The following is a 12,554-nucleotide window of genomic DNA, read 5'->3' as shown; positions in this document are numbered from 1 at the left end:
TCGAATCCTTCCCCCACCACCATTACTTCCATGCCGCAGGGCGCAACGCGCCGAGTAATCCTTCCCCCACCACCATCAATTCAAAATCATAACAAAACCTAACCGAGCACACTTTCGTAGGCCGGGTAAGGCGTAGCCGCCACCCGGCGACAGACGTTTACATCGGCGGCAAGCGTCGCTTCACCGGTGAGCTCTTCACAATCGACGTATTACACTGGGCATGCTCCGCCAGCCCGTCAAGCAACACATCCAGTTGCTCAATTGACCGCACCACCAGCCGGATGACAAAACAGTCTTCACCGGTCACTTTGTCGCTTTCAATGCACTCCGGCATCGCCTGGATGTATTTGTCCACTTTATGTAACAGTCCAGGCAACGGGCGAACCCGCACCAGCGCCTGCAGCGTATACCCTAACGCCGCCAGATTCACCCGGGCACCGTAACCCTGAATCACTCCACGCTCTTCCAGCCTTTTCAGGCGTTCTGCCGTGCTGGGCGAAGTCAGACCAACACGACCGCTGAGCACCTTCAGCGACATACGCGCATCCTCGACCAGACAAGCCAAAATTTGCCGATCGATATCATCGAGAAGGTATTCCATCATTTTCACCTAATTTTAAAAAGCCATTCGCGTATTTAACCTTATCTCAACCCTGTAAAACCCGACAGCAATTTTCGACAATAGCGTCATCAACCAGGGGGTGAATGATGCGTGACTTACATAAAGGCGTCTGGCAAATGAGCCTGGCGATGTTAATTTCCGGCTCGATTGGCGCGTTTGTTTTACTCTCCGGACTGCCAGTGTCAGAAGTGGTTTTCTGGCGCTGTCTGATCGGCGCAATCGCACTGTTCATTTTCATTCGGATGAGCCAAAAACCCTTTAGTCCCCTCACCCGTACCTCTCTGCTGCTGGCTATTCTCGGCGGGGTAGCATTAGTGGTGAACTGGCTGCTGCTGTTTGCTGCCTATGAACGTATTTCGATTGGCCTTTCCACTGTGGTCTATAACACTCAGCCCTTTATGCTGGTGATGATGGGTATGTTATTAGGCGAACGCGTCAGTCTGGTCAAATGGGGCTGGCTGTTTCTTGCCTTCGGCGGGGTGATAATTTTGCTCTCAGGCGAACTGTCCGGTTCCCATGGCTCAGCCTGGCTCGCCGGGATGGGTCTGGCACTGGGTGCGGCGTTCTTCTATGCGTTGACGGCGATTATTACCCGCAAACTGAAATCCATCGCGCCACAGCATATAGCCTTTATTCAGGTGCTGACAGGCGTAGTAATGCTACTGCCGTTTGCCCGTATGCCCGCCTTGTCCGCTGATTTTCCGTGGCCAATTTTACTGACGCTGGGCATTGTCCATACCGGTATCATGTATCAGCTGCTGTATAGCGCCATCCAAAAACTTCCGACGCCCATTGCCGGTTCACTGTCCTTTATCTATCCGGTAGTAGCCATCGTTGTCGATAACGTGGTCTTCGGGCATTCGCTGGATATTACCCAACTGGCGGGCGGCGCGCTGATCCTGTTTGCTGCGGCAGGCAATAACCTGGGCTGGGGCGAAAAAAAACCCCGCGAATGCGGGGTTAGTATCAAAACGACAAATTAGCGACGGGCACGCACAATCTGGTATTTGCGCGTCAGGTACTCCACCGGCGCGCTCCAGATGTGCACCAGACGAGAGAACGGGAACAGCACAAACAGGGTCATACCCAACACCAGGTGCAGGCGGAAGATAAACGCCACCCCATCCAGATGTTCAGATGCGCCTCCGTGGAAGGTCACTACGGACTGCGCCCATCCCACCAGCTTCATCATCTCGCTACCATCCATATGCTGCGCCGAGAATGGAATGGTCAGCAGACCCAGTGCGCACTGTACCATCAGCAGAGAGAGGATCAGGATATCCGCCGTGGTAGTGGTAGCCCGCACGCGCGGACTGAACAGACGGCGTTTCAGCAGCAGCAGGCCACCCACCAGGGTCATCACGCCGCAAGCGCCACCCGCGATCATCGCCATCTTCTGCTTCACTTCGATGGGCAGCCACGCTTCATACATCCAGTGTGGCGTCAGCATTCCCAGGAAGTGACCGGCAAAAATCCCCAGAATACCGATGTGGAACAGGTTAGACGCAACGTGCATCCCTTTACGATCCAGCATCTGGCTGGAGGCAGCACGCCAGGTGTACTGGCCATAGTCATAACGCAGCCAGCTTCCCACCAGGAACACGGTGCCCGCGATATACGGGTAAATGTCAAAGAAGAACATATTCAGGAAGTGCATTAGTGCCGTCCTCCGTTAGAGATATTCAAATATTGCGGGGCAACCGCGCCGGCAAAACGACGCTGGTGAGCCGAAATTTCAGATTCGCCGCAGCTCTGGTCAGCAAAGAATTTCACCTGCTCTTCTTCCCAGACTGCATCCAGCGCCTGTGGCGTGTCATCGCGGGCTTCGTCCGCAATTTTCTCCGCCACTTTTTCACTGTCGACCGAGGCATTCGCCAGCTTCACCAGCACCCCAAACAGCACCGCATAGCGGCTCTCGCGCTGCTGAAGACGGGCGCTGAGCAACGCCAGAATCGGCGCGATGTCCTGCAGACCACCCAGCGCTTCTACTTTTGGCAACTGCGCCAGATACTCCAGGTACAGCGGCAGATGATCCGGCAGCTCGCGGCTGTCGAGCTGCAGGCCGTGCTGCTCGTACTGGGCCATCAGGTCCACCATCGCCTGCCCCCGATCGCGGGATTCACCGTGAACGTGTTCAAACAGCAGCAGCGAGGTTGCGCGACCGCGATCAAACAGCTGACTGTAATCCGCCTGCGCATCGAGAAGATCGCGCGCTAACAGGTCGCGGAGGAAAATGCCCAGTGTCTGGGCATCTTCTTTATCCAGGTTTTCAGAGGACGCGAGCGCATCAAAGAGTTCCTGCTGATGCTGCGCCAGCGCGGCATCCGGGTACTCCAGCAGACGCGAAACAATCACGAGTTCAATCATGGGTGCGGCTCCGTTTTGCTGGTCACATCCATGGCGTCGATGCGGCGGCTGTTGAACAGGTTGAATTTGCTGTCAGACCCGTGGCAACCGTCGCCAAAGCTAAAGCCACAACCGTTTTTCTCCGGGAAGGCTTCGCGGGCCAGTTCACGGTGGCTGCTTGGTACCACGAAACGATCTTCGTAGTTGGCAATGGCCAGGTAGCGGTACATCTCCTGCGCCTGCGCTTCGGTCAGGCCGACCTCTTCCAGCGCACGGGTGTCGGTCACGCCGTCCACGGTTTCCGCACGTTTGAAGTGGCGCATCGCCAGCATACGTTTCAGCGCCAGCAGTACCGGCTGGGTATCGCCTGCGGTCAGCAGGTTTGCCAGGTACTGAACCGGGATACGCAGGCTCTCCACGTCCGGCAGAATGCCGTTGCTGCCCAGCTCGCCTGCATCCGCGGCTGACTGAATCGGCGACAGAGGCGGCACGTACCAGACCATCGGCAGCGTGCGGTATTCCGGGTGCAGCGGCAGGGCCAGCTTCCAGTCCATCGCCATTTTGTATACCGGAGACTGCTGCGCCGCGTCGATTACGCTCTGCGGAATGCCGTCTTTCAGCGCCTGCTCAATCACTTTCGGATCGTTCGGGTCAAGGAACACGTCCAGCTGACGCTGGTACAGATCTTTCTCGTTCTCGGTGCTCGCGGCATTTTCAATCGCGTCTGCGTCATACAGCAGCACGCCGAGGTAACGAATACGGCCTACGCAGCTCTCAGAGCAGACAGTCGGCATACCGGCTTCGATACGTGGGTAGCAGAAGATGCACTTCTCAGACTTACCGCTCTTCCAGTTGAAGTAGATTTTTTTGTACGGGCAGCCGGTGATGCACATACGCCAGCCGCGGCACTTGTCCTGGTCGATCAGCACGATGCCATCTTCTTCACGCTTGTAGATGGCACCGCTCGGGCAGGTCGCCACGCACGCCGGGTTGAGGCAGTGCTCACACAGACGCGGCAGGTACATCATGAAGGTGTTTTCAAACTGGCCGTACATCGCCTTCTGCATGTTCTCGAAGTTCTGGTCTTTGGCGCGCTTTTCGAACTCGCCGCCCAGAATTTCTTCCCAGTTTGGACCGCTGGTAATTTTGTCCATGCGCTGGCCGGTGATCAGCGAGCGAGGACGGGCGATCGGCTGGTGCTTACTTTCCGGCGCGTTATGCAGGTTCTGGTAGTCGTAGTCAAACGGTTCGTAATAATCTTCGATACCCGGCAGATGCGGGTTGGCGAAGATTTTACCCAGCAGCATCGCACGGTTACCCATGCGCGGCTGCAGTTTACCGTTGATTTTACGGATCCAGCCGCCCTTCCACTTCTCCTGGTTTTCCCAGTCGGTCGGGAAGCCGGTACCCGGCTTACTTTCCACGTTGTTGAACCAGGCGTATTCCATCCCTTCACGGCTGGTCCAGACGTTCTTACAGGTGACTGAGCAGGTATGACAGCCGATGCATTTATCCAGATTCAGCACCATGCCGACTTGTGAACGAATTTTCATTTTACGCTCTCCTGTACCTGGTCATTACCTTCGCCATCTAACCAGTTAATATTTTTCATCTTACGTACCACCACGAACTCATCGCGGTTAGAACCTACCGTACCGTAGTAGTTAAAGCCGTAGGCCAGCTGTGCATAGCCACCGATCATGTGGGTCGGCTTCGGCGTAATACGGGTCACGGAGTTGTGAATACCGCCGCGCTGCTCGGTGATCTCTGAACCCGGCAGGTTCACGATACGTTCCTGCGCGTGGTACATCATGGTCATCCCGGCCGGTACGCGCTGGCTCACCACCGCACGTGCCGTCAGGGCGCCGTTGCTGTTGAACACTTCGATCCAGTCGTTATCTTCAATACCCAGATCTTTGGCGTCCGCTTCACTCATCCAGACAATCGGACCACCGCGGGACAAGGTCAGCATCAGCAGGTTGTCGCTATAAGTAGAGTGGATCCCCCACTTCTGATGCGGCGTCAGGAAGTTCAGCGCCTTCTCCGGGTTGCCGTTCGATTTCGTGCCCATCACCGTTTTCACGGAGCGGGTGTCGATTGGTGGACGGTAAACCAGCAGGCTTTCACCGAAGTCACGCATCCACTGGTGATCCTGATACAGCGACTGACGACCGGACAGAGTACGCCATGGGATCAGCTCGTGAACGTTGGTATACCCGGCGTTATAAGAGACATGTTCATCTTCCAGGCCAGACCAGGTCGGGCTGGAGATAATTTTGCGCGGCTGCGCCTGAATATCGCGGAAGCGGATTTTTTCGTCTTCTTTGTTGAGCGCCAGATGCGTATGGTCGCGGCCGGTAAATTCGCTCAGCGCTTTCCAGGCCTTCACGGCAACCTGGCCGTTGGTTTCCGGTGCCAGGGTCAGGATCATTTCTGCCGCATCAATCGCCGTATTCAGCATTGGCTGGCCTTTGGCCGGGCCGTCCGCTTTGGTGTAATTGAGCTTGCGCAGCAGATCCATTTCGCTCTGGGTGTTCCAGGCAATCCCTTTCCCGCCGTTGCCGATTTTCTCCATCAGCGGGCCGATAGAGGTAAAGCGCTCGTAGGTCGCCGGGTAGTCACGTTCCACCGGAATAATGTGCGGTGCCGTTACGCCCGGGATCAGGTCGCACTCGCCTTTTTTCCAGTCCTTCACGTCCAGCGGCTGCGCCAGTTCAGCGGCGGAGTCGTGCTGGATAGGCAGCGTCACCACGTCGGTCTCTTTGCCCAGGTGCCCTACGCAGACTTCAGAGAACTTCTTCGCGATGTCTTTGTAGATATCCCAGTCGCTTTTTGATTCCCACGCCGGGTCAACGGCCGCAGACAGCGGATGAATAAACGGATGCATATCCGAGGTATTCATGTCGTCTTTTTCGTACCAGGTAGCGGTAGGCAGCACGATATCGGAGTACAGGCAGGTGCTGGAGAGACGGAAGTCGAGAGTCACCACCAGATCCAGCTTGCCGTCGAGACCGTTGTCTTTCCACTCCACCTCTTCCGGCTTCACGCCGCCCTGCTTGCCGAGATCTTTACCCTGGATACCGTTTTCGGTACCGAGCAGGTATTTCAGCATGTACTCGTGGCCTTTACCGGACGAGCCCAGCAGGTTGGAACGCCAGATGAACAGGTTACGCGGATGGTTTTTACCGTTTTCCGGCTGCTCGGCCGCAAAACGAATTGAACCGTCTTTCAGAGACTTAACGGTGTAATCCACCGGCGACATCCCTGCCTGCTTCGCCTCTTCTGCAATACGCAGCGGGTTAGTGCCCAGCTGAGGTGCAGACGGCAGCCAGCCCATGCGTTCAGCGCGGACGTTAAAGTCGATCAGATGACCGCTGTAGCGGGATTTATCTGCCATTGGCGACAGCAGCTCCTGCGCGGTAACCGTCTCATAGCGCCACTGGCTGGAGTGGTTATAGAAGTAGGAAGTGCTGTTCATATGACGCGCCGGACGCTGCCAGTCAAGGGCAAACGCCAGCGGCTGCCAGCCGGTCTGCGGACGCAGTTTTTCTTGGCCCACGTAGTGCGCCCAGCCGCCACCGCTCTGACCGACACAGCCGCAGAAGATCAGCATGTTGATCAGGCCACGGTAGTTCATATCGAGGTGATACCAGTGGTTCAGACCGGCACCGACGATAATCATTGAACGACCATGGGTTTTGTCGGCGTTTTCTGCGAATTCACGGGCGATACGGGTGATCTGCGCACGCGGTACGCCGGTGATCTGCTCCGCCCAGGCTGGGGTGTACGCCTTCACATCGTCATAGCTGGTCGCGCAGTTTTCATCATTCAGACCGCGCTCCAGGCCGTAGTTGGCCAGCGTCAGGTCATACACGGTGGTCACCAGGGCGCTAGAGCCGTCGGCCAGCTGCAGGCGTTTCACCGGCAGTTTATGCATCAGGACGTTCTGTAGCTCGACCTTGTTGAAGTGCTCAGAACCTTCGCCGCCAAAGTACGGGAAGCCCACTTCTGCGATCTCATCCTGGCTGCCCAGCATGCTCAGGCGCAGCTCGGTCTCTTCGCCGGTTGTACCGTTACGTTGTTCAAGGTTCCATTTGCCCTTCTCACCCCAGCGGAAGCCGATTGAACCGTTTGGCACCACCAGCTCACCGTTGCTGTTATACGCGACGGTTTTCCACTCAGGGTTGTTTTCCTGGCCAAGCGCGTCCACCAGATCCGCCGCACGCAGCGTACGGCCTGCCGCGTAGTAGCCGTCACGCTCTTCCAGCATCACCAGCATTGGCATGTCGGTATAACGACGCACGTAATCGGTGAAGTACTGGCTTGGTTTATCGAGGTGGAATTCACGCAGCATGACGTGGCCCATCGCCAGCGCCATCGCGGAGTCAGTACCCTGTTTAGGCGCCAGCCACAGGTCACACAGCTTGGCAATTTCGGCGTAGTCCGGGGTCACCGCAACAGTTTTGGTGCCTTTGTAACGCACTTCAGTAAAGAAGTGGGCATCCGGGGTACGGGTCTGCGGTACGTTTGAGCCCCAGGCGATAATGTAGCTGGAGTTATACCAGTCGGCGGACTCTGGCACGTCGGTCTGTTCACCCCAGGTCTGTGGAGACGCTGGCGGCAGGTCGCAGTACCAGTCGTAGAAGCTCAGACAGGTTCCCCCAATCAGGGAAAGATAGCGCGCGCCGGAAGCGTAAGAGACCATCGACATCGCCGGGATCGGCGAGAAGCCTGCCACGCGATCAGGACCGTAAGTTTTGACGGTATAGACGTTAGAGGCGGCAATCAGCTCATTCACCTCTTTCCAGGAGGAGCGAACAAAACCACCGCGGCCACGCGCCTGCTTGAAGCTTTTCGCTTTGTCGGCGTCTTCGATGATGGATGCCCACGCCTCTACCGGATCGCTGTGCTGCACCTTGGCTTCACGCCACATTTTCATCAGGCGCTTGCGCATCAGAGGATATTTAAGACGGTTCGCACTGTAGAGATACCAGGAGTAGCTGGCACCACGCGGGCAGCCACGTGGTTCATGGTTCGGCATATCCGGGCGGGTGCGCGGATAGTCGGTCTGCTGCATTTCCCAGGTCACCAGACCGTTTTTAACGAAAATCTTCCAGCTACACGAGCCAGTGCAGTTTACACCGTGGGTTGAACGGACGACTTTGTCATGCTGCCAGCGCTGGCGGTAACCGTCTTCCCAGTCCCGGTTGGTATCCAGAACTTGGCCGTGCCCATCGGCAAAAGTTTCACCCTTCTGTTTGAAGTAGCGAAACCGGTCCAAAAATTTGCTCATCGGGTATCTCCTGTGTGGAGCCTGTGGCTCTCTAAATCGACATTGCTGATTTGCAGCGAAGGTAACGTCCTGTAAGAGAGGGAGAATTGATAACGATCAAGACGGAGGGGGACTATGAAGTGAGGTGTTATAACGAATACCACCAAAGCGGTAGAATTTTTATTTTTATATTATAATGATTTTTAAAGGAATTTTTTATTTATCGTACAATAAGCCCGCCTGATTTTAACATCTCGGGTATTAAGGGGTAGGCTCGGCTGAAAAGCGATGGCGATCACAGAGTTACCTGCGGGCGGGACGTTAGAAAAGCCAGGAGTATGTTGTAACTACTGAGGAAACAAAAAAACGCGACCCGAAGGTCGCGTAAACGGATAATCAAACTTACTTATTTTTCTTGGAATTACGGCCATATACCAGCCACGTGATGGCGACACAGGCGATATAGAAAACAAGGAATACTTTCATTGCTCCTGCCGGGGAGCCGGTCAGGTCCAGAGAGATCCCGAACGCTTTTGGAATAAAGAAGCCACCGATAGCGCCAATCGCGGAGATAAAGCCCAGCGCTGCCGCCGTATCCGTTGCCGCTTCGCGCATGGCCTGCTCTTCGCTACCGCCCTGCGCTTTCACGCGGTCCATGGTCAGCTTACGGAAGATAACGGAGATCATCTGGAAGGTAGAAGCACTTCCCAGCCCGGCCGTCAGGAACAGCACCATAAACACGCCGAAGAAGGCGATGAAGTTACCGCCCTGTCCGTCGGCTGGCAGGGTCAGGAACAGCAGCGCACAGAAGACCGCCATCACAACGAAGTTAATCAGCGTCACGCGGGTCCCGCCCAGACGGTCAGAGACCATGCCGCCCAGCGAACGCGCCAGCGCGCCAATAAACGGTCCGAAGAAGGCGAACTGCAGAATTTGCACCTCCGGGAACTGGGTTTTCGACAGCATGGCAAAGCCCGCAGAGAAACCAATGAACGAGCCGAAGGTCGCCAGATAGAGCAGCGCCATCACCCACAGGTGGCCGCGCTTCAGCACCGGCAACTGCTCGCTCAGGGATGCCTTCGATGCAGACAGGTCATTCATAAAGAGCCAGGCCGCAAGGGTAAAGACCACCAGGAACGGTACCCAGATCCAGGCCGCGTTTTGCAGATACAGGGAAGAGCCATCTGCCTGCGTCACACCACCGCCGCCAAACGCCGCGAAGATAGAGACGGAGATCGCCAGCGGTGCAATCAGCTGCATTACGCTGACGCCCATGTTACCCAGGCCGCCGTTAATCCCCAGCGCACCGCCCTGCTTCGCTTTCGGGAAGAAGAAGCTGATGTTTGCCATGCTGGACGCGAAGTTTGCGCCCGCAAAGCCGCACAGCAGAGAGATGATCACGAACACGCTAAATGGCGTGGAGGTGTCCTGCACAGCAAAACCGAGCCACACGCAAGGCACGATCATGATACCGGTACTGAACGCCGTCCAGCGACGGCCGCCAAAAACCGGCACCATGAACGCGTAAGGCACGCGCAGCAAGGCTCCCGACAGCGACGGCAGCGCGGTCAGCATAAACAGCTGATCGGTGGTAAAGGTAAATCCGACCTTAGGCAGGTTCACCGCTACCGCGCTGAACAACATCCAGACGCAAAACGCTAACAATAAACATGGAACGGAAATCCACAGATTTCGGCTTGCGACACGGTGGCCGCGCTGCTGCCAGAACGCCGGATCTTCCGGACGCCAGTCAGTTATAACGGCACCATTTTCCCTTTCGGGAGCGGATGTGTGACTCATAGACACCTCTGATTCTCGAATGATGCTGCAAACATTAGGGTTTTAGGGCGGCGGTAAGTTGATATAAATCAAAGGAAAAGTGGGAGGATTTGCGGCGAAAAAAAAGCCATCATCCTTAGTGAGTAGAGTAAAACGGTAAAAAAGACGTGGTTTTTCACAGGACTGACGTCTCGCTGTCCATTCCTCCCCCTGAGCCTTACCCCATTGGCAATTTAGAGGTAATCCTTTATTGGTATGGGTATACTCCAGGGTATGCACCAGAATAACGCCATTCCTGCAAGCAGGCCACGTCAGGAGCCCGGCAACTCTATGTTAAAAAGATGTTTATCTCCGCTAACACTCGTCAATCAGGTCGCCCTGATCGTTTTGCTGTCCACCGCCATCGGCGTGACCGGCATGGCGATTTCCGGCTGGCTGGTACAGGGTGTACAGGGTAATGCCCATGCCATCAACGAGGCAGGCTCACTACGCATGCAGAGTTATCGTCTACTTGCATCGGTGCCGTTAACCCAGGACGATCAGAAGCTGCTGGACGATATGGAACATACCGCTTTCAGCACCGAACTGGAAAGTGCCGCGATTCGTGCCGGTCAGGAATCCCAGCTTAAAGCCCTTCAGGGCTACTGGCACACTCAGCTGGAGCCGGGGTTAAAGCAGGCGAAAAATCCTGATACCGTTGCCCGTGATGTCGCCGGGTTCGTTTCCCGCATTGATACCCTGGTCTCCTCTTTCGATCAAACCACCGAATTACGCATCGACCGGGTGGTGATGATCCACCGGGCGATGGCGCTGTTTATGGGGCTGCTGCTGATTTTCACCATTGTCTGGCTGCGCGCCCGGCTGCTGAATCCCTGGAAGCAACTGCTGGCGATGGCCCGCGCGGTGACTGCCCGGGATTTTACCCAGCGCACCCACATCAGCGGACGTAACGAAATGGCGATGCTGGGCCAGGCGCTGAACACCATGTCAGATGAACTCGCCGAGAGTTATGCGGTACTGGAAAAACGCGTACAGGAGAAAACCGCGGGGCTGGAGCAGAAAAACGAGATCCTCTCGTTCCTGTGGCAGGCTAATCGCCGCCTGCATATGCAGGTGCCGCTGTGCGAACGTCTCTCCCCGGTCCTGAATGGCCTGCAGAATCTGACCCTGCTGCACGACCTGGAGCTTCGGGTGTACGACATGGAAGATGAAGAAAATCACCAGGAGTTTACCTGTCAGTCAGACATGACCTGCGATGACAAAGGCTGCCACCTGTGCCCACGCGGCTTACCGCCGCTGACCACCAGCGGCACGACGCTAAAATGGCGGCTGACAGACAGCCACACCCAATACGGTATTCTGCTGGCGACCCTGCCCGCCGGGCGTCATCTGAGCCACGACCAGCAGCAACTGGTGGATACGCTGGTTGAACAGCTGACGGCCACGCTGGCACTCGACCGCCATCAGGAGAAGCAGCAGCAGCTGATCGTGATGGAAGAGCGCGCCACCATCGCCCGCGAACTCCACGACTCTATCGCCCAATCGCTCTCCTGTATGAAAATGCAGGTCAGCTGTCTGCAAATGCAGGCCGCAGAAATGCCGGAAAGCAACAAAGCGCTGCTGAGCCAGATCCGCAACGAGCTGAACACCTCCTGGGTACAGCTTCGCGAACTGCTGACCACCTTCCGCCTGCAGCTCACCGAGCCCGGCCTGCGCCCGGCGCTGGAAGCAAGCTGCCAGGAATTTAGCGCCCGACTGGGATTCCCGGTGAAGCTCGATTACCAGTTACCGCCTCGTTTTGTGCCTTCGCATCAGGCCATTCATTTACTGCAGATCGCCCGCGAAGCGCTGAGCAACGTGCTAAAACACGCTGACGCGACGGCGGTCACCGTTACCGTTAGCCAGCACGATAATCAGGTGAAGCTCACGGTTCATGACAACGGCCGCGGCGTGCCGGAAAATGCCGAACGGACAAACCATTACGGTTTAATTATCATGCGAGACCGCGCCCAAAGCCTGCGCGGTGATTGCCAGGTTCGTCGGCGAGAAACAGGTGGCACAGAAGTGGTTGTCACCTTTATCCCCGAAAAACCCCTCACAACTATCCAGGGAGAAACCCATGACTAATCAGGAACCGGCATCCATCCTGTTGATTGACGACCATCCGATGCTGCGTACTGGCGTAAAACAGCTGGTCAGCATGGCACCTGATATCACCGTCGTTGGCGAAGCCAGCAACGGTGAACAGGGTATTGAACTTGCCGAATCGCTTGATCCTGATTTGATCCTGCTCGATCTCAACATGCCAGGCATGAACGGTCTGGAGACGCTCGATAAGCTGCGTGAAAAATCGCTGTCGGGACGCGTGGTGGTCTTCAGCGTCTCAAACCATGAAGAAGATGTGGTCACGGCGTTAAAACGCGGTGCAGACGGCTACCTGCTGAAAGATATGGAGCCGGAAGATCTGCTCAAGGCCCTGCAACAGGCTGCGGCAGGCGAAATGGTACTGAGCGAGGCGTTAACCCCGGTGCTGGG

Annotated in this window: 9 protein-coding genes; 3 read left to right on the top strand and 6 right to left on the bottom strand. The window is 56.2% G+C overall.

Annotated features, from left to right (window positions below):
- Window positions 1-157: 157 nt before the first annotated feature.
- Complete coding sequence (locus AK59_RS0122025; RefSeq protein WP_029883844.1) at window positions 158-601, bottom strand: Lrp/AsnC family transcriptional regulator; 444 nt, start codon at window positions 599-601, stop codon at window positions 158-160.
- A 107-nt stretch (window positions 602-708) separates the two neighbouring features.
- Between AK59_RS0122025 and AK59_RS0122020 the strand changes: the two genes are divergently transcribed.
- Window positions 709-1,605 carry a DMT family transporter gene (locus tag AK59_RS0122020; RefSeq protein ID WP_029883843.1) on the top strand — a complete coding sequence of 299 codons (897 nt, stop codon included), beginning with the start codon at window positions 709-711 and terminating at the stop codon, window positions 1,603-1,605.
- On the opposite strand, the gene narI is transcribed toward AK59_RS0122020, so the two are convergent.
- The 5 genes from narI to AK59_RS0121995 form a co-directional block, all read right to left on the bottom strand.
- Window positions 1,602-2,279: a respiratory nitrate reductase subunit gamma gene (gene narI / locus AK59_RS0122015; protein WP_013096259.1), complete on the bottom strand. Its 678-nt coding sequence runs from the start codon at window positions 2,277-2,279 to the stop codon at window positions 1,602-1,604. The two genes, AK59_RS0122020 and narI, sit on opposite strands and share 4 nt — an antisense overlap.
- The gene (narJ, locus tag AK59_RS0122010) at window positions 2,279-2,989 is read right to left on the bottom strand and encodes a nitrate reductase molybdenum cofactor assembly chaperone (protein WP_029883842.1); all 711 of its coding nucleotides are present in this window, start codon (window positions 2,987-2,989) and stop codon (window positions 2,279-2,281) included. The genes narI and narJ overlap by 1 nt, the downstream gene beginning before the upstream one ends.
- The gene (gene narH / locus AK59_RS0122005) at window positions 2,986-4,521 is read right to left on the bottom strand and encodes a nitrate reductase subunit beta (protein ID WP_013096257.1); all 1,536 of its coding nucleotides are present in this window, start codon (window positions 4,519-4,521) and stop codon (window positions 2,986-2,988) included. The genes narJ and narH overlap by 4 nt, the downstream gene beginning before the upstream one ends.
- The gene (locus AK59_RS0122000; RefSeq protein ID WP_029883841.1) at window positions 4,518-8,261 is read right to left on the bottom strand and encodes a nitrate reductase subunit alpha; all 3,744 of its coding nucleotides are present in this window, start codon (window positions 8,259-8,261) and stop codon (window positions 4,518-4,520) included. The genes narH and AK59_RS0122000 overlap by 4 nt, the downstream gene beginning before the upstream one ends.
- A gap of 381 nt (window positions 8,262-8,642) precedes the next feature.
- A complete protein-coding gene (locus AK59_RS0121995) occupies window positions 8,643-10,040 on the bottom strand; it encodes a NarK family nitrate/nitrite MFS transporter (protein WP_029883840.1) in 1,398 nt (465 codons plus the stop codon).
- A gap of 309 nt (window positions 10,041-10,349) precedes the next feature.
- Here AK59_RS0121995 and narX point away from each other — a divergent pair, with 309 nt between their 5' ends.
- Both narX and narL read left to right on the top strand, forming a co-directional pair.
- Window positions 10,350-12,146, top strand: coding sequence for a nitrate/nitrite two-component system sensor histidine kinase NarX (gene narX, locus AK59_RS0121990; protein ID WP_020690912.1), 1,797 nt, complete (start codon window positions 10,350-10,352; stop codon window positions 12,144-12,146).
- Window positions 12,139-12,554: two-component system response regulator NarL (narL, locus tag AK59_RS0121985; RefSeq protein WP_029883838.1), on the top strand; the 416-nt coding region annotated here is incomplete at its 3' end. The genes narX and narL, both read left to right, overlap by 8 nt.

This window comes from Enterobacter sp. T1-1 (assembly GCF_000710795.1).
In the GTDB taxonomy this organism is placed as follows: domain Bacteria; phylum Pseudomonadota; class Gammaproteobacteria; order Enterobacterales; family Enterobacteriaceae; genus Enterobacter; species Enterobacter cloacae.
This window is presented reverse-complemented; position numbering and strand designations above follow the sequence as displayed.

What these genes read in the sequence shown, in the direction of transcription:
- narI (WP_013096259.1), bottom strand. Translation starts at nt 2,279, where the DNA reads ATGCACTTCCTGAATATGTTCTTCTTTGACATTTACCCGTATATCGCG.
- AK59_RS0122025 (WP_029883844.1), bottom strand. Translation starts at nt 601, where the DNA reads ATGGAATACCTTCTCGATGATATCGATCGGCAAATTTTGGCTTGTCTG.
- AK59_RS0121995 (WP_029883840.1), bottom strand. Translation starts at nt 10,040, where the DNA reads ATGAGTCACACATCCGCTCCCGAAAGGGAAAATGGTGCCGTTATAACT.
- AK59_RS0122020 (WP_029883843.1), top strand. Translation starts at nt 709, where the DNA reads ATGCGTGACTTACATAAAGGCGTCTGGCAAATGAGCCTGGCGATGTTA.
- narJ (WP_029883842.1), bottom strand. Translation starts at nt 2,989, where the DNA reads ATGATTGAACTCGTGATTGTTTCGCGTCTGCTGGAGTACCCGGATGCC.
- narH (WP_013096257.1), bottom strand. Translation starts at nt 4,521, where the DNA reads ATGAAAATTCGTTCACAAGTCGGCATGGTGCTGAATCTGGATAAATGC.
- narX (WP_020690912.1), top strand. Translation starts at nt 10,350, where the DNA reads ATGTTAAAAAGATGTTTATCTCCGCTAACACTCGTCAATCAGGTCGCC.
- AK59_RS0122000 (WP_029883841.1), bottom strand. Translation starts at nt 8,261, where the DNA reads ATGAGCAAATTTTTGGACCGGTTTCGCTACTTCAAACAGAAGGGTGAA.